Below are 20,242 nucleotides of genomic sequence, written 5' to 3' on the forward strand. Positions count from 1 at the left end.
CAAAACACAGCATTGGTTAAATGATTATCAAACCAATAACTATAATTTTCAAACCTTCCGAATTGAACTAGGAGTGTTGCCAGTTAATCGCTTGAAAAAATTATTGAAATAGGCAGGATAGGAAAAACCTAATGCGTAGGCAATTTCAGAAACGCTCCAATCTGTATGTTGTAAAAGCGCTTTAGCTTCCGCGGTAATACGCATGGCAATGTGCACAGAAGTGGGCTTTCCCGTTATGGCTTTCACGGCACGGTTAAGGTAGTTTACATGCACGGCAAGTGAAGAGGCAAAATCTTGGGCTGTCCGAAGTTGTAGTACGTCTGTGGTGTGCTCAATCGGAAACTGTTTTTCAAGCATATCCAAAAACATATGCGTTATACGGCTGGCGCCATTTTTTTCGGCAGAACTGTGTTGAGGGGGCTGTATCCTTAAGGCTTCATGAGTAATAAGGGCAATGCAATTCTTGATTAATTCTACCTTATGTGCATAATCCCCTTCATAGGTTGCCACCATTTTCTGGAAAATATGATCCACAAAAGCTGCTTGGTTGCTATCTATCTGAATTACCGGGTTTTCTTCAATATTGAACAAGGGCGAGTCTCTTAATTCTCGATTGCTCATGAATGTTTCGGTAAAAATGCAAGCATAACCACTGGTTCTGTTCACCTTTCGAACAATCGATTTTGGCGCTTTTGGATTGATGAAAATTAGAAAAGCGCCCTTAATATCGCTTAGCTGACCATCTTGCTCTATGCTTATTTCTCCATGGATGAGGCCCAATTTATAATAATCACGCCTACCAGTGCGTACGGGCAATTCATTTGAGGACGATAACTTATGAACTTTAAAACCCTTCAGTTTTAACTCTTCCCAATTTAGTCCAGAAATACCTGTATCCATGATACAAAGTTAACAAAATCAAACCTATTTAAGAGTGCCTGAATCAGACAGAATAATCTGTTTGCCGCGTAAGATTCTGCATGATTCCAGTGGACTTACAAATTTTAAGGCATAAAAAAAGGAAACAACTCAATAGTGCTGTTTCCTTTTGTACCCCTTATGAGGAATACTTTGAACATTTAAATCGCTTTCTATCACTTATAGATCCTATAATTGAAGATTTGGAGAGAAAAAAATTCATATAATTTCCCTCTAAATTTAAGTCTTGCCAAAGTAGTGCATGCCTTAACAGGACTATTTTAGAACAAAAAAGTTGGCGAATGTGAAAAATAGTTTTTTTGAAATTATACCCCCTGCCCAAAGGTCAGTAAATTATGGTCTAAATCTATTTTGGCATGTATGTTTTTCACCGAGAAAATCTCAAGCCAAGCTATCAGGATATCAAGGAGACTAATCAATTGGTTGAGGCTGGCGCAGTATATTGGAGCTACCAGTACATGACCATCTCATCATTTCCAGTGTGGATTTCCCATTGATGGCAGAAGAGTGATATATTGAGTAAGTTTAAGTTAGATATCCATAAAAGTTATTTAGCATAATTATGATTAGTCAAAATTATCACTAGCCTTTTGGCCAAACCAATGATTGATACCCATCACCGCTATCTAGTTGGAGCGGTTTTCTAGCACTGGAGTCTGGCGCAATAAAAATAGCTTCCTCTTGAAGAACAAAATTGAGGAGTATTTCCGAGACCTCTATTCCTAATGCTTGCCGCATTTTGATCAGAACCTTGCCAATATCAATAATCTGGTTAAACCAAATGGTCACCTCTTCGAGTGTAATTACCAGTGATGGAGGATCGAAATGCATTAAGTGGTTCCTTAAGACCCTTAAACTTTCTATGCTATGTTGTTCGGCTTCGATATTGAATGGTCTGCCTCCAATCTGATATATCGATTTCATTTCTTTTTTTTCTGGAACAGAACCCCAACAGACCAGGCCCAAGGCCTTATTCAAATGGCTATGATTTTTTATATATTTAGCCACTTAAAACTCTTACCAAATGGAATCTTACGTAGCGTTTCTCGATATTCTAGGCTTTAAACAGATCGTTGACAACAATCAACACCAAGCCCTAGAATCTCTTTACGACACCTTTTCAGATTATATAGTCACCAAGACCACAGAACTCTCTGACAAGTACGCATTACATGAAGGATTGGGCAAGGTGCATTGCACGATTGTTTCCGATTCTATAGTCATGTGGACGGAAAACACCAATGTGAACTCGTTTATGCACCTGTCAATTTTAGTTTCCAAAATGTTGGTAGCAGGCTTTATGGCCGATATGCCCTTGCGTGGAGGAATCAGTAAGGGAGAGATCACGGTAAAGGAAACCAATTTGGGCAGGACAATATTTGGAAAGGCACTAACCGAAGCCTATACATTGGAGACCATTCAACAATGGAGCGGTTGTGTGATCAAGCCGGGCATCATCGAAGAATGTATGGCAGACTACCAGTTTAAAGATCTTTTGGAAAATGACTTCCACTGTATTCAATATGATGTGCCTACCAAGGCCGGACCCCAAAAGTTATGGTGTCTGAATTGGCCACTCATCTTGGTGAGAAATCCGGAAGATTTCAGGCCTATGTTCGAAAAACATGGCAAAACCATCTCAAGTGAACGTGAAGAACAGAAGCTCCACCATACGGTAGACTTTTACAAAACCATGATTACACTGTACAGTGACTATCAAAACTATTTCCTGAAGAATAGAAAGCAGACCGAAATTGATAAGGAAACCTATATCTCGATTTTGGAGATTTTGGGCTACACCCCTCCACAGTACGACGTCAGGCCAGGCTTTGGAAAGTTTGGCCCGAGCGTAATGCGCAAGGAAATAAAAGAGAAATTGGTGGCATTAAAAAGCAATCAACCGGAGCTTTTCAAGCAACTTATCGAGAGAATCAATCACACACGATTGGAGAACTATAAAAGCAGGTGGCTTAAGGAAGTTTTCTTTGAGGTAAAAAATATTGGAGGATAAACTACTTTATCAAATCCTGTAAAATTAAAATGTAAGGACAAAACATTAATGGCCAAGTTCGATTTTTCTACGCTTAACAGTTCAGATTTTGAGGAGTTTTTTTGCGACCTATTAAACGCCAAGGAAAAAAATCAACAGAGTAAGTTCACCTATAGAACTTTTAAGGTAAGGATCAAGGAATAGATCTATTATATAGCATATTCCCTATTGGAAAACCAAGATGAAGGTAAAGACCAGACGATAAGGGGACTGGTCGCCCAAAGCTTTTTAATGGAACATAACCAGGCGACACTAAAGGAAGTCGTTATTGCTTTACTTTTCAGCCTAGAGGAGGATTTCAAGTAACAGCTTCTCCTACTATCCGACCGTCAATCTCAAAAGTAGGAAAGAACCCGATCACAGTATTTCGCGTTGATAAATTGAGAGGCTTACTTCTAATCAATCTAACCAATAAATCAATTGTGCCGTTTACCAAACATTCTCGATCTATTTCACACGGCTCTCAATTAATGGAATCTAAGAAGAAATTATCGGCAATCCTAAAATACCCAACAAATAGACCTGAAACTGATCCTCGGGATCGTCGATCATCGCAATTAGCGACTGATAAGTTTCATGCTCAAAGTTAAGAAAGATGTTATCTTTATTCCTGACTGATGCTTTGGGCAGTTTCCCAAATTTACCTACCTCAATTTTGACGTTATTACGAACAGAAATTTCTGGCAACAGCTTCTGTAATCTTTCAGGGAGGACTGACAAATCCATTTTCATATCTACTAAAATATCGGCTGGAACCTGATTAATATCTAACAGCCTGAAGTTGTGGTGGGAAGCAATTTGCATCATCACACCCTGTAGGCTGATTGTTGTTGGGGTATCACGAAAACTTACATTTATACCCCTATTTGCGAAAACCAAGTAGCCTTTGCTCTGTAAATATTGAATGGCAATTGTTTGATAATCTGTTGTGTTATTGTTATTGAAAAAAAACATATGGTTCAAACCTCGCACCTTCATTGAAGAAATAATATCCCTCAGAGGTAAAACCTGACCTTCATGATGAAAATTGGTATAGTCACAACACATATTGATGAGCTCTACCTTAGAATAAAAGTCCGTATAAGAAGCCTGCATCTGAGCATTATTAGCTTCATAAAACTGCAGATAATAATATAAGTAATTCAATACTGCGTTTATGAGTTTTTCTTTCCCCCCTTCAAGGGCCTCCCTTAAAAGTTTTCTCAATGACACAGACATTTCCTTACGAAACATCTGAGCTTTCTTGGTTGGCATTATCTTCGTTCTGGACATATCAAAATCGATTCCCTTCGGAAGAAAGTTGACCTCACCACCAATGATAAACGGGAATTTATGAGGTATGATCTCGGGTAAGTCCACACCTATCTTAAATCCACTATTAGAAGCAATTATTTGTATAGGTTCAGGGCCAATTCCAAGCTTAATTACATGAGAAGAACTTTCTGTTTCGTACCTGTACAGCGATTTTTCCAAATTCCAACTGTTTGGCACATCCATTACGGCATTATCGAGCTTAATTTCCAATCCTTCAATATGTCTGAGGTATGAGATTGCATGTGACAAGGCTTCTCTCGGAGCATATCCAGTTTTCATATAAATACGTATACTCGTTCCAGAATCAGATCGCACATTATCGTAATTTTTAAGGTAGTTAAACCCCTTAAACACATCATTAATTTCAAAAACAATCTGTTCGTCATCATCATTTTTGGTATCAACAACTACCTTTTCGGCAACAATGAAAGTGCTCATGAACCCGATGCCAAACTGAGATATGAGATCAAAATTCCCAGAACTATCGCTAAATTCCTGGCTTATGCTTTTACCAATAACAGAAAAATGGTTTTTGATAATATTTTTAGTCATTCCATCTCCGTTATCCACCACCTCCAGAAAGTTTTCGCGTTGATTAACATTGATGGTAATTCTTGGTACAATAGCAGTATTTTTATCCCTTACCCTATTACAGGCATCAACGGAATTTTGAACCAGTTCTCTAACAAACATATAAGGTTCTGGATAAAGTGATTTTCCGATCAGTAAACCTACAATCTTATGGACATCAGCCGAGTAGCTATTAGGAAGTTTTTTATCTTCGTTGTTAGACTGCTCAGGTTTAGCGAACTCAGTATAGTTGTTCGTATTTGGTAAAATCCCCGTTTCCTTTCCTCCGGTGACAGAATCAGTGTCCATATCAAATTTATAACCAGTTTTTTTAATGAACTTTCGAGCAGTCAAAGCATAATCCCTAGTTTCTATATTAAGATCTAGAATAACGTACCCTGGTTGGTATTGACTGTGTTTTTCATCAGCATTGTCGAATGCACTCCTTCCATTTATGGCATAATACCCACCAGATGTCGATGTCAGTGATTTTGACTCATATTTGTGACTATGACCGAAAAAGACCACGTCAAACGATTGCGACTGCAAAATACTATCTATCTCTTCCCGTTCGTTATCATTAAAAGCAGCAAGCGGATGATGGAAAACCGCAATATTGAATGCCGTGTCTGCACTTTTGAAAGATTTGTTAGCGTTCCAAAGCTGATTGTAGCCCATGAAATGATTCTCCGACTTTAAATCTGAAGAGCATCTCCAAGAATCATTTAAAAGTGCAAAGCCTATATTAGATACAACTGTAGTAGACTCATTGTTCGAATAATTGTAATTGGCACTACTTTCATGGAATTTCTGTTCAAAGCTTTTAAAGTTTTGTATTCTTTGGTTTACACCTCTAAACTCTTTTTGATTAGGTAATAGCTCATCGTTGACACCTTCCTTATCCAAACTAAGGAGAAAACTCTCAGAATATTTATCGATCTTTTCCCTTTCCACATCATGATTTCCAGGAATCAACAATATCTGTTCATTTTTTAACTGTAAAGCAATTCGAATTGGAGCAATAACTTCTTTCTCAAAGATATCATAGCGGTTCTCTGGATTTTTTACGTTTTTATCAATCAAGGATTCTCCCCCCTTATCGACCAGATCTCCAGTAAATAGGATAACATCAATAGGGACAATTTCATGGAATGACTTAAGGTCTTTTATTAGTGCATCCAGATAAAAGTTACGCAAGTCAGTTAGATTAGAAGAAGAAAGATGAATATCGGAAAGTTGTACAATTCTCATTTTAGATATTTGGTAGGTTGCTAGGATTTACGCTATTATAAGCTACTATTAATGCTAAATTAGTTTAATTTTTCCGTGATTATTTCCAGTACTTTTTCAAGTATATAAATGACAGTATTCGCTCTTATTGAATTTCTTTGATCAACCTCGTCTCCTTCAATTTTTTGCTCGAATCGATATAGTTTTCCAGCATAAAGAATACTCAAAAAAACTTGGCCAACAGGGTTAATTATTTTGTAATTATCGTCTACGGGCGTAGATGCTACTCCTGTTATAGCTACATGAATTGAAACTTCGGGGTAAAGTTTCTTCAGCCCCAAACACATCTCATCGGTTGTTTGTCGAGATTCAGCCGTATAACTTCCAAGTGTCAATGGATTAACATCTAAAAGATTCATTTTTAGATTCTCACTATAAGTTACGATACTTCCCTTAAGAACCGCAGAAGCTCCGGAAACGGACGCAATTGTACTAGCTAAAAGTCCAGCTGTAATACTTTCAGCAGCAATTATGGTCAACCCTTTTGATTTAAGTTCATTATTAAATATGGTCGCTTTAGCGATCAATACTTTATCCATATGATATCAGGTTTAAAATCTAGAACTAAAATTATTTCTCCACAAAACTTCCCTTCAACAGCGGTCCCGTCACCAGTTTGGTCGTGCCATCAAAGTACTGGATCTTAAGTGAAGTGATCCTCACCGTTTCTATGATCTTAGAATAGAAGGTAGAATCATAATTATAGGAACCCATCTCACCGTTGGGAATCGGTCCTATCCCCCTGACCGTTTTGGCACTGACCATGTCGCCAACCGCATTATCGGCCCTTACCGTGATGTAGATGTACTTGATCTTCTTGGGAGAGAAATTATAGAAGGAAGCGCGAAAGCCAGTGACGATATCGTCATCGTACTCGCTTAAATTGATCCCAAATTCGGCAATCCCGATCCCGCTCTTCTTGGCGCCGGCAATGTCATAGATTGTCAGCTTGTCTATCGTCGTATACTCGGGATAGGTACTCTTGATGCACTGGATAGAAAAGCCCTTATAGCTCAATATCGTATAGACTTCCTCTCTATCATATTCTTCGTCTGGCTCCCCCAACAGCTTGATGATGTCACTGCGCACAAAGCCCGAATCTACCAAAGCCTCAAAGTCGCTCCTGAAGCGGTAGGACTTCTGGTATTTGGCCTTATTGACCAGCTTCATCGCATTGCGTACCGTCACAGAATCCCTGGCAATGACCAGTACCGGCTCATAGGAGAGCGGCTTATAGAGAAAGATCGTCTTGTCTTTGTCGGGCACATCATCCGTACCCAGGTATTTGTTGCCCGTAGCCTCGCTATACTCCTTCAGCGTCCTGACCTTGGTCGTATCCACCCTAAACAGCGTACCATCCGGCAGATAGACCCTGTTCTGGGCGAAGGTCACGCCAAAAGAGAACAAACCTATCACTACACTAAAAAAGAAAGCTTTCGCAAGTTTGCCTTGCAGATCGGAAAGTTGGAGCATCATTGAATTTTAAATGGTAGGCCAAATATACAAAGAAAGCCTTACAGTCAAAACACAAGCCCATCTGATCTGGCCACCTTCAACGGCCACTGCCATACCGGTCTTCATTCTCAAAGCTCCGCAGGCACTCCTCCCTCATCTCCTCCAAAAAGAGTAGCTTGGAGAACTTCGTCTGCCGCTTGATCTCGCTCAGCCGCTTAGACGGCACCCCCAATGGACACATGCAGCTTGGAATTGCAATTGGAGTTATTACCTTTAGGAAGAGACAGATTTAAGAACAACAAGATTAAATTTGTCAAGACATAGAGAGTATCTGAAGAAACAAAAAACAAGTGCCATAAAGATGAAAAATTCATCAAATCTATAACTCAAATCATAGCAGAAATTGCAATAAGCAGAGACAAAACAGAAAAAAAGTTCTAAGCTAATCCGCTCATGGTATCAGAACTCGATTTATTTTGATAAAAAACAGGCCAAATCTTAATAAATTGACAGTCAAAATAATGCAAAAATCGATAGAAAAAACGTTTAAAATTAACGATTTTTAAATGTTTGAAAATCAAAACATTGAGAAATCAACAAGAAATTATTTTGACAAAAAAAGCTGTAAAACGGCAACCCACAAAACACAAATAGCTAACAATCAAATTGTTAGCTATTTAAAAGTGTACCCCCAATAGGATTCGAACCTATGACCTACGGTTTAGAAAACCGGTGCTCTATCCAGCTGAGCTATGGAGGCCCTTATAATGAAAACGAATTGTTATCCGTTTCCCTTATGGTGGTGCAAAGATATAATTTCTACACAATAATCTAAAAAAAGTTGAAAAATCTTTTTCTAATAATTGCCGGTAACACCTAACTCTAATCCTCGTAATTCTGCCAATCCGCGCAAACGGCCTATGGCTGAGTAACCTGGGTTAGTTACTTTATTCAAATCATCTAACATTTGGTGACCGTGATCAGGTCTAAAAGGAATGGGCTCCGTACGCTTCGCATTTTCGGCCGTTACTACTTTCATCACTTCGTACATGTTTACATCGCCTCCAAGATGGTCGGCTTCGTAAAAGTTACCCTCCTCATCCTTAGCCACATTGCGTAAATGCAGGAAGTAAACACGTTCTTTAACCGCTTCAAAAATCTCTACCAAGTTATTTTTGGTGCCTGCGCCTAAAGAACCCGTACAATAGCAAATGCCATTGAAAGGTTGGTCAACGCTACGCAAAATACTTACTAAATCTTCCTTAGTGCTCGCTACACGAGGTAGGCCTAAAATAGGATATGGAGGGTCATCGGGATGAATGGTCATTTTAATGCCCAACTCGGTACAGGTTTCGGCTATGCCCGATAAAAACCAAGCTAAATTAGCCCTTAACCCATCATGGCCAATAACTTTATATTCATCAATACTCGCACGTAAAGCTTCTAATTCAATTTCCTTCTCATTGGGAATACCCATTAACACATTAGTGCGTAGTTCAGCTAGTTCAGCGGGGCTCATTTGCGCAAATTTAGCTTTTGCCTTTGCTACAATTTGAGGGGTATAATCAGCCTCTGCTCCTTCCCTTTTAAAGATGAACAAATCGAAAATGGCTAGATCCGTCCAGTTAAAGTAAAGGGCTTTTGCGCCGTTTGGCATCTCCAAATCAAGTTGGGTACGCGTCCAATCCAGTACCGGCATAAAATTATAGCAAATGGTTTTCAATCCACATTGTGCCAAATTCCTTAACGATTGGTTGTAGTTCTGTAGATAATGTTCGGCATTTGGTCTACGGGTTTTAATCGCTTCGTGAACGGGTACACTCTCCACTACGCTCCAGGTAAGTCCAGCCGCTTCAATAATGGCTTTGCGTTCTAAAATATCTGCTACAGGCCAAACTTCGCCATGCGGAATGTGGTGTAAAGCACTTACGATGCCACTAGCACCAGCCTGTTTTACATCTTGTAATGAAACTGGATCATTTGGTCCATACCAACGCCAGGTCTGTAATAATTTATGTTTTTGATTGCTCATTCTATCTATATAAGGATAGCCAATATTACATATTTTAAGATACAAGCCCTATAAAATGATGGCAAAATAGTTACGGAAACGTTATCGTAAACGGCAACATCAAGTAAATGACCGTGGAAGGAGCAAAAAGAAAAAGCCTCCTATAGCTAAACAATGAACTACAGAAGGCTTAATTTGCAAAAGCCGCCGTTATTTTAAGGTTTCGGCCACAATTTCGTAAGACCTTAACCTTGCCTGGTGGTCGTAAATATGCGAAGTGACCATCAATTCATCCACTTGAGTATGTTTTAGGAATGATTGAAGCTGTTCTTTCAGTTTCTCGGGGCCAGCAATAAAAGTAAAATCTAACATTTGCTCTACCGCAGCTTCCTCAATATCACTCCAAATGCCATCCATACTATCTACCGGAGGTTGTAACAAACGACGCTTATTGGTCACAATGCCCATGAACAACATCTTTAAAGAGGTCGACAATCGCTCTGCTTCCTGATCAGTATCAGCGGCAACTACGTTTACACAAGAAAGGACGTAAGGCTTTTGTAGCACCTCAGAAGGTCTAAAATTTTGACGATAAATTTGGATGGCCTCAAAAAAATGGGTCGGCGCAAAATGGCTGGCAAAAGCGTAAGGCAAGCCATAAGAAGCTGCTAAATGTGCGCTCTCCGTGCTCGATCCTAAAATCCAAATGGGTACATTGGTGCCTTCACCTGGAATAGCCCTTACCCTGCTGTCGTAATTATCGTCGCCTAAATACTTTTGTAATTTCAATACATCCTGCGGAAAATTTTGTGGTGAGTGAAAACGCTCGCCTCTAATTTCAAAGGCAGTCAATTGATCGGTACCTGGCGCCCTGCCTAAGCCCAAATCTATACGATCGGGATAAAGCGTAGCCAATGTACCAAACTGTTCTGCAATAATTAAGGGCGTGTGGTTAGGTAACATAATTCCGCCAGAACCTACCCTAATGCTTTTGGTATGGCCCGCAATATGGCCAATTAATACCGAAGTTGCCGAACTGGCTACGCTGATCATGTTGTGATGTTCGGCTAACCAATAACGATTGTAACCTAGCTTTTCGGCATGCTGGGCCAAACTTACACTATTTTTAAAGGTGTCGGCAATGGTATGTCCTTCTATAACGCCCGCCAAATCCAGTACTGAATAAGGAAGTTCTGATAATTTTTTTTCGCTCATGTCTTCTTTCTATAAAGTGTCAATCAGGTTGCCTAAAGTAGCAATGGTTGCTTCATTACGTTTGTAATAGGTCCACTGCGCTACCCGAGTAGCGGAAACCAGTCCTACCCGATGCAATGTTGATAGGTACTCGGAAATAGTAGACTGCGTTAAGCCCGATTTCTTTTGGATGTAGCCCACGCAAACGCCAACATCTGTTGATCCGCAAGCAGGTTCGTAATCTGGGAAATGCTCCTCTGGTGACTTTAACCATATTAAAATCTGCAGTCTAGTTTTATTTGCTAATGCTTTAAATAGTTCTACCTGATCCATGGCACAAAGATATATCGACTTTTTCCGATATTCCAATGATGGATAGCAGAGATGACATAAGGGAGATAAATTTAGGTACTAGTGGCTAGGGGTTAGGAGCTAGTAGTTAGATACGTAGGCTCAAAATTCTCCTCTTTAGAGGGGTGTCCAACGAGCGGGGTGTTTTTTTGATTAGGCACTAGTAGTTAGAGGCTATCGTCCCGACACTTCGAGATTCATTAGTTCACTTGTTCATAGGCTCACTCGTTTATTAGTTTATTTCGTTAACACGTCATCATCTAGTATTGTCTATTCCCGTACCATCATTTCGACCGTAGTGAAGAAATCTTTGAAGGTCGGCTAATTGATTAGCTAATTGTTTACTACTTTTGGACCAAACCCTAATCTACAAGCACATGTACAAAATTGGATTAGCCGAGGATGACCCGAAGATTGCCTTGCTGATTAAAAGTGGCTTAGAAGAAAATGGCTACCAAGTAAATACGTATCCTGATGGACAAAGTGCACTAAATGCTTTCCAATCTGAAAGTTTTCAGTTACTCATTTTAGATGTCATGATGCCTAAAATTAGCGGCATAGCTATTTGTCAGCAGTTACGTGAGCAGCAAAACCATACGCCAATTTTAATGCTCACCGCATTGGGCACCATAGATGATAAGGTAAACGGGCTGGCAATGGGTGCCGATGACTATCTGGTGAAGCCTTTTCATTTTAGGGAACTATTGGCCAGAATTGAAGCGCTGTTGCGCCGACAAAATCTTTCTGGGAACATTAAGCAATCCAACAGCCAGCTACAGTTTGAAGACTTAGTTCTAGATATCCAAAGTAAAGAAGTTAAAAGAGCTGGAACACTCATTGAGCTCACTGCCAAAGAGTTCCACTTATTAGAATTGTTCCTGAGAAACCCCAACCGCTTGCTCTCCCGTCAATACATTGCCGAGCAAGTATGGGAAGTGAGTTTTGATACTGGAACCAATGTAGTGGACGTTTACATTAACTTTTTACGCAATAAAATAGAAAAGGGATTTGGACGAAAACTCATCCATACCAAAATTGGAATGGGTTATATCCTGAAATAGCTTCTATCCTGCTACAAGCCCCTTAAAACAGGAATACCTATCTTTGTTGCCACAACCGTAAAATGAAAATAAAAGACCGTTTAGCCCTTTACTTTACCTTGATTAGTACTACAGTATTATTGGCGGTGCTATTTACGGTCTATTTTATCTTCATCAAATTTCTGGAAAGCGACTTTTACGATAGGCTTAACGACAGGGCTTTTATCAATGCTAAATTATACCTCGAAGCGGATGAAATTTCCGCCGATTCCCTGAGACGCGTGAAAATTGCCTACTTGGAAACGTTACACGGTGAAGTGGTCCGTATTTATGATAGCAAAAATAGGCCTCGTTTTATTAAAGACCAGCAGCAGTTTTGGACCAGCGACGTGATTAATCAAGTGCGTAAAGTAGGCAAAGTAAGATTTAAGGAAGGCATGCGACAGACCGTCGGTGTTTTCTACAGGGACAACCAGGGCGACTTTGTAATTCTGGCCTCTGCCATTGACCAAAGCACCTATTCGCGGATCGGCAAGTTACGAATCAGCATGATTGCGACCTTTTTTGTAATTGCCATTGGGCTATTGTTATCGTCCAGATGGATAGCCAATCGCATTTTAAAACCATTGAACGTGTTCATCTCCGATGTTAAAAACATTAAATCCAACAATTTGGATTATCGTGTACAGGAAGGGAACAACAAAGATGAAATCAACCTGTTGGCGCAAAACTTCAACCAGTTAATGGACCATTTGGAGCAGGCCTTCATCCTTCAAAAAACCTTTGTGGCTAATGCCTCTCATGAACTAAGAACTCCCATCACCAGCTTACTGATGGAGGCAGAAATTGCCTTAAACCAACCTAGAAGCACAGAAGAATATCAAAAAGCTTTGCGATCGGTGATTGAAGACGTGGATAAAATGAATGCCACCATTAATAGTCTTTTAAGTTTGGCGCAAGCCGATTTGGAACTAGGTAATTTGCAAACAGACACCATCAGGATAGATGAGCTTTTATGGCGGCTGCAAATGGAATGGCAGCGAAGAAATGCGGGAAAAGCTACCTTACACATCCAAATGGAAAACCTACCAACGCAAAGCGAAAAACTGACGATTGTATTCAACCCACCGCTATTGGAAATAGCTTTCAATAACATCATTGCCAATGCTTTTAAGTTTTCTCACCAGCAAGATGTGTACTGCATTTTAAGTGCAAATGAGTTAGGCTTCGAAGTGGCCATTAAAGACCAAGGCGTGGGCATCCATCAAGACGATGCTCTGCAAATCTATCAACCGTTTTATACCTCCAGTAAGGAAAATACACCCAAAGGAAATGGCATGGGTTTGTACATGGCCCATAAAATTATCACACTGGCCAAAGGCGAACTCAGCTTCAAATCTACCGAGCAAGGCACTACCTTTTATATTCGGTTTGCTTATCTATAAAGCTATACACAACTGTTTTTAATCGCTTTTTAATTTCGATTTAATTCGCGTTTAATTCCTTCGGAATAGTTTTGGCGGCAATGAAAATAAAGGTATTTTTTCTATGTTGCTTTTTAGCATGCTCCCGTTTTGCGGCTGCACAGGATACGCTCAAGCTAAGTATCTCTGATGCCGAAAAGCGTTTTCTGGCCAACAACTATCAGCTTTTGCTGGCCAAATATGAAATAGAACAGGCCAAGGCCGATGTGATTACTGCAAAGCTTTTCGACAACCCCGAAATCAGTCACGAAAACCTTTTCTATAACCACGAAACAAAGCGCTTTCTCGAAACTTCCTTCGCTACCGGACAGTTCAACACACAGATTTCGCAGTTATTTAAGTTGGCTGGCAAACGTAACAAGCAAATCAAGCTGGCGCAAACAGCCGTCAAAATGGAAGAGTACGAGTATTATGACCTGATGCGCACGTTACGCTACCAGCTTCGCCATAACTTTTTCAAACTTCACGGCTTGCAGCAATCTGTCAAAACCTATAGCCGACAAATTAAGGCATTGGAGCAATTGCTGCAGGTTTCGAATAAACAATTGGCCTTGGGCAATATCGCCCAAAAAGATATTATCCGGATCAAATCGCTATTGTACAACTTGCAGGTAGAGCGTCAACAAATGCTGACCGAAATTGCTGATTTAGGCACTGAACTAAAGCTTATCACTCAGATCAGTCCAAACATGGTGATAGAAACTATTGTAGAAACCGATCGGCCAAAGCAATCCACGCTCCTTCCCTACGCTACCTTATTAGATTCGGCCATGAACAACAGGGTCGATCTTAAAAACTCACAAATGGCCATTACCTACGCGCAACAGAACTTAAAATTACAAAAAGCCAATGCCGTTCCCGATGTACAGCTTTCCCTAGCTTACGATTTAAAAGGCAATTATCCCGAGAAATACACAGGGATTGGAATCAGCATGCCTATTCCTTTGTTCAACAGAAATCAAGGAGAGATTAAAAAAGCTAAAATTGCCATTGAAGCACAGCAAGCAACACACCAGCAATTAGAAAACACTTTAGCTAACGAAGTTTTTAAAGCCTATCAAAATGCCAATCGCGTAGAGGAGCTTTACGCTAGTATGGATAATAATTTTGGTACCGACTACCAAAAACTCATCGACGAGGTGACCATAAACTTCGGCAAAAGAAATATCAGCTTATTAGAATTCCTAGATTTTTACGAAGCCTACAAGGACCACGTTTTACAATACAACCAACTACTTTTTGAGCGCAACAATGCCAAAGAGGAAATCAACTTTGTTACAGGAACCAGCATATACAAATAACAGCATGTCTAATTTTACATCATCAAAAAAATACTTTTTCATTCTTTCATTGGTAGGTCTAATGGTACAAAGCTGTACGACCAAAAATGCTCCCGCGGGAAAAGAACAGTTCGAAATCACCGACTCCCTGCTCAGTAAGCTTATGATTGATACTGTACAATCGCCCAACAACCGAACCGATTTGAACTTTTCCGCTAAAATTACGGCTAATGAAGACCTACAAGCCTCAGTATATCCCATGGTGAGCGGTATCGTAGGCAACGTGAATGTAAAAATTGGCGACAGGGTTAGCCGTGGACAACTATTGGCCAGTGTAAACAGCGCCGAAATGGTTGGTTTTGACAAAGAAGTAGTAAGTGCCAATGCTGAGTTAAAAAATGCGGAAAGGGTATTGAAACAAGCGGAAGAGCTTTATAAAGGCGGCTTAACTTCTGCTAGAGAAATGGAAGAAGCACAGAACGACTTTGTGATTAAAAAAGCGGAGTTACAAAGGGCCAAAAGCGTGCTAAAGCTAAATGGCGGCAACAGTAAAGGGGCTTATCAAATTACCTCGCCAATTAGCGGTTATGTAGTGGAAAAGAACTTAAATAGCCACATGCAGTTACGTCCCGACCATGAGGGGGTAGTTTTCAAAGTTGCCGATTTATCCAGCGTTTGGGCAGTCATCAATATTTACGAATCGGAACTTGGCATGCTCAAGGAAGGCGATGCCGTAGAAGTATCAGTATTGTCGTACCCAGAGAAAATGTACCATGGTAAAATTGAACGCATTTACCAAACGATAGACAATGAGAGTAAGGTGATTAATGCTCGTGTGAGCATCAGCAATAAGGATTTAAGTTTAAAACCTGGCATGATGGCTACGGTAAAAGTAATGGCAAAGTCAGACATCAACCTACCTTCCGTAAATCCGCAGGTGGTTATTTTCGACGAAAATAAAAACTACGTGCTAGTATTGGACGGCAAACAAAAAGTACGCATCCAAGAAATAGAGATTGGTCGTAAAACCAGTAGTCGCACTTATGTAAGCAAAGGTTTAAATCCGGGCGATAAGGTGATTGCTTCTAAGCAGGTATTCCTTTTTGAAAGTTTGAAGTAGCCTTGTATTGCCCTTGCTAACTGATGCTGACCTGTAGCGAAGTGAAAAGCTACGAAGTAAAACGAGTTCAGCATGTCGAAGCATCAATTTACCGTCACCCTGAACTCGTTTCAGGGTCTGTTTCACAAGTCTATTTTTTAAAAATAATCCAACATGAACAAGTTCATCAAAACCATTATCGGGTTTTCCCTAAAAAATAAATACTTCATTTTCTTTACCACGTTCATCCTCATTTTGGCGGGCTATTTCAGCTTCAAAAAAACCACCATTGAGGCCTTTCCCGACGTTACCAATACCAGTGTCACGATTATTACGCAATGGCCTGGTAGAAGTGCCGAAGAAGTAGAGAAATTCGTAAGCCGTCCGCTGGAAATTGCCATGAACCCAACGGAAAAAAGGACCAGTATCCGCTCCTCTTCCCTTTTTGGCTTATCCATTGTGAAGGTTACCTTTGATGATGAGGTAGATTACGCTTTTGCCCGTGTACAAATCAACAACCATATTGAGGAAGCAGATTTACCCGAAGGCGTACAACCAGAAGTTCAACCTCCTTATGGACCTACTGGCGAAATTTTCAGATACACGCTTACCAGCGATAAAAAAACCATCAGGGAGCTTAAAACCATTCAAGATTGGACTATTCAACGTGAATTGTTGTCCGTTTCAGGCATTGCCGATGTAGTGAGTTTTGGTGGTGAAGTAAAGACCTACCAGATTACCGTTGACCCGCAAAAAGCCATTCAATATAACATCAGTGCAACCGAACTTTTTGAAGCAGTTTCCAAAAGCAACATCAACGTGGGTGGCGATGTGATTGTACAAGGAGGACAAGCCTATGTGGTACGAGGGATTGGGGTACTCAACAATATCGAAGAGATTAAAAACGTAGTGGTAGACAACTACAATGGTACTCCTATTTACGTAAAAACCATTGCAGAAGTGACCGAATCGGCCCTGCCACGCTTAGGACAAGTGGGCAGAGATTACGACCCTGATGTGGTAGAGGGCATTGTGGTAATGCGCAAAGGCGAAAACCCAAGCGAGGTGATTAAAAAGCTGAAAGTAAAAATTGAAGACATTAACAACAACATCCTACCTGATGATGTTAAAATTAAAGCCTTTTATGACCGTGAAGATTTAGTGAATTTTGCTACCCATACCGTAATGGGCAACATGTTCGAAGGAATACTATTTGTAACCGTGATTGTTTTCCTTTTCATGGCCGATTGGCGCACAACATTGATTGTATCGGTAGTCATCCCTTTGGCCCTATTGTTTGCCTTCATCTGTTTAAAACTAAAGGGAATGTCAGCCAATTTACTTTCTATGGGTGCTATCGACTTTGGCATCATCATAGATGGTGCGGTCGTGATGGTGGAAGGCATTTTCGTAGTGCTCGACCATAAGGCCAAGGCTGTTGGCATGGAGAAGTTCAACAAAATCAGCAAGCTAGGCCTCATCAAAAAGGCTTGTTTGGAAAACGGAAAAGGAATTTTCTTTGCCAAACTAATCATCATTACAGGTTTGATGCCCATCTTCACCTTCGAAAAAGTAGAGGGTAAAATGTTCTCACCTTTAGCTTGGACCTTAAGCTTTGCCTTATTGGGAGCCTTGTTACTTACCTTTACTTTAGTACCAGCTATGGCCAGTATGCTCCTTAAAAAGAACGTAAGGGAAAAACATAATTTCTTTCTAGAATTTATCACCAAGCACACCTTAAAAATTTACGATAAATGCTTTAAATTCAAAAAAATAGCATTCATAACCTCAATTGTCATTTTAATTATTGGCGTGACGAGTTTCAAGTTTTTGGGAAGTGAATTTTTACCGAATTTAGATGAAGGTTCCATTTACGTTCGTGCTACCGGTCCACTCAGTATTTCATTAGATGAAACCAAAAAGCTATCCAACGAAATGCGTAAAATCTTCTTGAGTTTCGAAGAAGTAAAGCAGGTACTCTCCCAAACAGGGCGACCTAACGATGGTACTGACGCCACTGGTTTTTACAACATGGAATTCCATGTAGACATTTATCCTAAAAAGGAATGGAAGCGTAAACAAACCAAGGAACAGCTGATTGAACGCATGCAGGAAAAACTCAAAGGATTTCCAGGCATTAGCTTAAACTTCTCCCAACCTATTTCAGATAATGTGGAAGAAGCCGTTTCGGGGGTAAAAGGCTCCATTGTAGTGAAATTGTTCGGTGATAATTTTGAGTTTATTGAACAGGAAGAAGAAAAAATTTACAACATCCTTAAAACCGTTGATGGTATTGAAGACTTGGGAATCTTAAGAAACCTAGGTCAACCAGAGCTACAGATAGACCTTAGCCAACGTAAAATGGGTTTATATGGCGTAAGTACTGCCGATGCCAATGCTGTAGTAGAAATGGCTATTGGAGGTAAAGCTGCCACCCAAATATATGAGGGTGAGAAAAAATTTGATTTGGTTATCCGTTATCCGGAAGATTTTAGGAATGACGAAACAGCCATCGCCAACCTACGCGTGCCTACTATTTCGGGCTCAAAAGTACCATTGGGCGAAATTGCCCGAATCAAAAAAATTACCGGCCCAAGCATGATTTACCGTGACAAACATACCCGATACGGTGCTATTAAATTCTCTATCCGAGGAAGGGATATGGGAAGTGTAATTGCGGAAGCACAACAAAAAGTAAACGCGGCTATTAAGCTGCCAAAGCCATACCGTTTAGAATGGGCAGGAGACTTTGAAAATCAGCAAAGGGCAAGCAAGCAGCTTTCCCAAGCCGTTCCTATTAGTTTATTGCTAATTTTCTTTATCCTGTTCATTTTATTCGGCAATGCAAAAGACTCGCTACTAGTGCTCAACAACGTACCTTTTGCTATGATTGGCGGTATTTTAGCCCTACTGGCAACAGGCATCAACTTTAATATCTCCGCAGGGATAGGATTTATTGCATTGTTTGGGATTTGCGTACAAAATGGCGTAATCTTGATCACCAAGTTCAAAAGCAACATTGCCGAGCTTAAACACCATCCTACTTGGACTTTTGCCGATGCCGTGAAAGACGGTGTAGCTAACCGCATGCGACCAGTAATTATGACCGCCTTAATGGCCGCTATTGGGCTGCTGCCAGCTGCACTTTCTACAGGGATAGGTTCCGAAGCCTCCAAACCGTTAGCGGTAGTAGTCATAGGAGGTTTAATCACCAATACCTTGTTCAATTTATTTGTATATCCTATTGTTTTTTATTGGAGTTACCGAAAGAAAGTTAAACATTTACAGCAGGTGATTAATTAGTTTTTTGTCATGCTGAGTTGATTTTTGTCATGCTGAGCCTGTCAACTTTGTCAATCTTATCGATGCAATGCATTATAAAAGATTGACAAAGTTCAGTAATGCCAACCTTTGCGTTCTTATCGAATACTTCAAAACTCTTTGCGATTAAATCTTAACGCAAAGGAAAAGAAGAGTGACGCAAAGAACGCAAAGATGTTTCGTCGTTAAAAAGTAAGCATTTACCCGCATCCCTAGGTATTTGACGAAAATCATTTGTTACTATTTAATATTTATCATATTTGCATATATCATGAACTAACAACCAAAAAATGAAAAAATTAAGCTTACTGATATTATTTGCAAGTTTCACTTTCTTAGCAAACGCACAAACCACTCCTAGCAAAGCATCTGCTCAAAAAGTAGAGAAAAAAACCGTAGAAATTGCCTGTGGCGAATGCATGTTCAAAATGCCGGGTAAAGGCTGTGATTTAGCTGTAAAAATTGATGGCACCTCTTACTTTGTTGATGGCAGAAAAATCGATGATTTTGGAGATGCCCATGCTGATGACGGTTTTTGCAATGCAGTTAGAAAAGCAACAGTTACCGGAGAAGTGGTTGACGGTAGGTTTAAAGCCAAATCAATCCAATTGGTGGAAGAAAAGAAAACTTCAAAACCAAAATCTTAATCATTACAGCTACGGATACACAGATTTTAGTTTCAATTTTTTATCCGTGTATCTGTGGTTAAACCATATTTTCTGCAAAAAACCTGGTGTGAAGACATTCAACTTGACCACGACTTCCTGTCTATATCCTGTCTTTGATTGAATTTTGAACAGTTTCTTGGTAAGGTGTTCGTCAAATTGACCTACAATAAACTAAT

Annotated in this window: 16 protein-coding genes and 1 tRNA gene; 8 read left to right on the top strand and 9 right to left on the bottom strand. The window is 40.0% G+C overall.

Annotation, left to right across the window (positions count from 1 at the left end):
• Positions 1-48: 48 nt before the first annotated feature.
• Together ABDV71_RS11430 and ABDV71_RS11435 are read right to left on the bottom strand one after the other, a co-directional pair.
• Complete coding sequence (locus ABDV71_RS11430; protein WP_343532624.1) at positions 49-900, bottom strand: AraC family transcriptional regulator; 852 nt, start codon at positions 898-900, stop codon at positions 49-51.
• A gap of 621 nt (positions 901-1,521) precedes the next feature.
• On the bottom strand, positions 1,522-1,863 hold the full coding sequence (locus ABDV71_RS11435; protein ID WP_343532626.1) for a hypothetical protein: 342 nt from the start codon (positions 1,861-1,863) through the stop codon (positions 1,522-1,524).
• Between the two features lie 100 nt (positions 1,864-1,963).
• Here ABDV71_RS11435 and ABDV71_RS11440 point away from each other — a divergent pair, with 100 nt between their 5' ends.
• Positions 1,964-2,950: a hypothetical protein gene (locus tag ABDV71_RS11440; protein WP_343532628.1), complete on the top strand. Its 987-nt coding sequence runs from the start codon at positions 1,964-1,966 to the stop codon at positions 2,948-2,950.
• A gap of 48 nt (positions 2,951-2,998) precedes the next feature.
• On the top strand, positions 2,999-3,133 hold the full coding sequence (locus ABDV71_RS11445) for a hypothetical protein (protein WP_343532630.1): 135 nt from the start codon (positions 2,999-3,001) through the stop codon (positions 3,131-3,133).
• A 333-nt stretch (positions 3,134-3,466) separates the two neighbouring features.
• Here the strand turns inward: ABDV71_RS11445 and ABDV71_RS11450 are convergent, their stop codons facing one another.
• The 7 genes from ABDV71_RS11450 to ABDV71_RS11480 form a co-directional block, all read right to left on the bottom strand.
• Positions 3,467-6,124 (bottom strand): metallophosphoesterase, encoded by a 2,658-nt coding sequence (locus ABDV71_RS11450; RefSeq protein WP_343532632.1) that lies wholly within the window; start codon positions 6,122-6,124, stop codon positions 3,467-3,469.
• A 59-nt stretch (positions 6,125-6,183) separates the two neighbouring features.
• Positions 6,184-6,702 carry a nicotinamide-nucleotide amidohydrolase family protein gene (locus ABDV71_RS11455; RefSeq protein ID WP_343532634.1) on the bottom strand — a complete coding sequence of 173 codons (519 nt, stop codon included), beginning with the start codon at positions 6,700-6,702 and terminating at the stop codon, positions 6,184-6,186.
• A 31-nt stretch (positions 6,703-6,733) separates the two neighbouring features.
• Positions 6,734-7,639, bottom strand: coding sequence for a hypothetical protein (locus ABDV71_RS11460; protein ID WP_343532636.1), 906 nt, complete (start codon positions 7,637-7,639; stop codon positions 6,734-6,736).
• 665 nt (positions 7,640-8,304) lie between these two features.
• Positions 8,305-8,378 (bottom strand) — tRNA-Arg (locus ABDV71_RS11465).
• A 96-nt stretch (positions 8,379-8,474) separates the two neighbouring features.
• A complete protein-coding gene (gene uxuA, locus ABDV71_RS11470; RefSeq protein ID WP_343532638.1) occupies positions 8,475-9,650 on the bottom strand; it encodes a mannonate dehydratase in 1,176 nt (391 codons plus the stop codon).
• Between the two features lie 189 nt (positions 9,651-9,839).
• Entirely contained in the window at positions 9,840-10,844 is a 1,005-nt protein-coding gene (locus ABDV71_RS11475; protein WP_343532640.1) for an LLM class flavin-dependent oxidoreductase, read from the bottom strand.
• A 9-nt stretch (positions 10,845-10,853) separates the two neighbouring features.
• Entirely contained in the window at positions 10,854-11,156 is a 303-nt protein-coding gene (locus ABDV71_RS11480; RefSeq protein ID WP_343532642.1) for a metalloregulator ArsR/SmtB family transcription factor, read from the bottom strand.
• A gap of 395 nt (positions 11,157-11,551) precedes the next feature.
• Between ABDV71_RS11480 and ABDV71_RS11485 the strand changes: the two genes are divergently transcribed.
• The 6 genes from ABDV71_RS11485 to ABDV71_RS11510 all read left to right on the top strand — a co-directional run bounded on the left by ABDV71_RS11485 (position 11,552) and on the right by ABDV71_RS11510 (position 20,045).
• The gene (locus ABDV71_RS11485; RefSeq protein WP_343532644.1) at positions 11,552-12,235 is read left to right on the top strand and encodes a response regulator transcription factor; all 684 of its coding nucleotides are present in this window, start codon (positions 11,552-11,554) and stop codon (positions 12,233-12,235) included.
• A 62-nt stretch (positions 12,236-12,297) separates the two neighbouring features.
• On the top strand, positions 12,298-13,659 hold the full coding sequence (locus tag ABDV71_RS11490) for an ATP-binding protein (protein WP_343532646.1): 1,362 nt from the start codon (positions 12,298-12,300) through the stop codon (positions 13,657-13,659).
• Between the two features lie 80 nt (positions 13,660-13,739).
• Complete coding sequence (locus tag ABDV71_RS11495) at positions 13,740-14,999, top strand: TolC family protein (protein ID WP_343532648.1); 1,260 nt, start codon at positions 13,740-13,742, stop codon at positions 14,997-14,999.
• A gap of 4 nt (positions 15,000-15,003) precedes the next feature.
• Positions 15,004-16,098, top strand: coding sequence for an efflux RND transporter periplasmic adaptor subunit (locus tag ABDV71_RS11500; RefSeq protein ID WP_343532650.1), 1,095 nt, complete (start codon positions 15,004-15,006; stop codon positions 16,096-16,098).
• Between the two features lie 153 nt (positions 16,099-16,251).
• Positions 16,252-19,380 (top strand): CusA/CzcA family heavy metal efflux RND transporter, encoded by a 3,129-nt coding sequence (locus tag ABDV71_RS11505; RefSeq protein WP_343532652.1) that lies wholly within the window; start codon positions 16,252-16,254, stop codon positions 19,378-19,380.
• A 308-nt stretch (positions 19,381-19,688) separates the two neighbouring features.
• The gene (locus ABDV71_RS11510; protein WP_343532654.1) at positions 19,689-20,045 is read left to right on the top strand and encodes a DUF6370 family protein; all 357 of its coding nucleotides are present in this window, start codon (positions 19,689-19,691) and stop codon (positions 20,043-20,045) included.
• Positions 20,046-20,242: the final 197 nt, after the last annotated feature.

The organism is Pedobacter sp. (assembly GCF_039594775.1).
In the GTDB taxonomy this organism is placed as follows: domain Bacteria; phylum Bacteroidota; class Bacteroidia; order Sphingobacteriales; family Sphingobacteriaceae; genus Pedobacter.

Excerpts from the sequence above, each read along its gene's own strand:
- ABDV71_RS11430 (WP_343532624.1), bottom strand. The coding sequence starts at position 900 with ATGGATACAGGTATTTCTGGACTAAATTGGGAAGAGTTAAAACTGAAG.
- ABDV71_RS11435 (WP_343532626.1), bottom strand. The coding sequence starts at position 1,863 with ATGAAATCGATATATCAGATTGGAGGCAGACCATTCAATATCGAAGCC.
- ABDV71_RS11440 (WP_343532628.1), top strand. The coding sequence starts at position 1,964 with ATGGAATCTTACGTAGCGTTTCTCGATATTCTAGGCTTTAAACAGATC.
- ABDV71_RS11445 (WP_343532630.1), top strand. The coding sequence starts at position 2,999 with ATGGCCAAGTTCGATTTTTCTACGCTTAACAGTTCAGATTTTGAGGAG.
- ABDV71_RS11450 (WP_343532632.1), bottom strand. The coding sequence starts at position 6,124 with ATGAGAATTGTACAACTTTCCGATATTCATCTTTCTTCTTCTAATCTA.
- ABDV71_RS11455 (WP_343532634.1), bottom strand. The coding sequence starts at position 6,702 with ATGGATAAAGTATTGATCGCTAAAGCGACCATATTTAATAATGAACTT.
- ABDV71_RS11460 (WP_343532636.1), bottom strand. The coding sequence starts at position 7,639 with ATGATGCTCCAACTTTCCGATCTGCAAGGCAAACTTGCGAAAGCTTTC.
- uxuA (WP_343532638.1), bottom strand. The coding sequence starts at position 9,650 with ATGAGCAATCAAAAACATAAATTATTACAGACCTGGCGTTGGTATGGA.
- ABDV71_RS11475 (WP_343532640.1), bottom strand. The coding sequence starts at position 10,844 with ATGAGCGAAAAAAAATTATCAGAACTTCCTTATTCAGTACTGGATTTG.
- ABDV71_RS11480 (WP_343532642.1), bottom strand. The coding sequence starts at position 11,156 with ATGGATCAGGTAGAACTATTTAAAGCATTAGCAAATAAAACTAGACTG.
- ABDV71_RS11485 (WP_343532644.1), top strand. The coding sequence starts at position 11,552 with ATGTACAAAATTGGATTAGCCGAGGATGACCCGAAGATTGCCTTGCTG.
- ABDV71_RS11490 (WP_343532646.1), top strand. The coding sequence starts at position 12,298 with ATGAAAATAAAAGACCGTTTAGCCCTTTACTTTACCTTGATTAGTACT.
- ABDV71_RS11495 (WP_343532648.1), top strand. The coding sequence starts at position 13,740 with ATGAAAATAAAGGTATTTTTTCTATGTTGCTTTTTAGCATGCTCCCGT.
- ABDV71_RS11500 (WP_343532650.1), top strand. The coding sequence starts at position 15,004 with ATGTCTAATTTTACATCATCAAAAAAATACTTTTTCATTCTTTCATTG.
- ABDV71_RS11505 (WP_343532652.1), top strand. The coding sequence starts at position 16,252 with ATGAACAAGTTCATCAAAACCATTATCGGGTTTTCCCTAAAAAATAAA.
- ABDV71_RS11510 (WP_343532654.1), top strand. The coding sequence starts at position 19,689 with ATGAAAAAATTAAGCTTACTGATATTATTTGCAAGTTTCACTTTCTTA.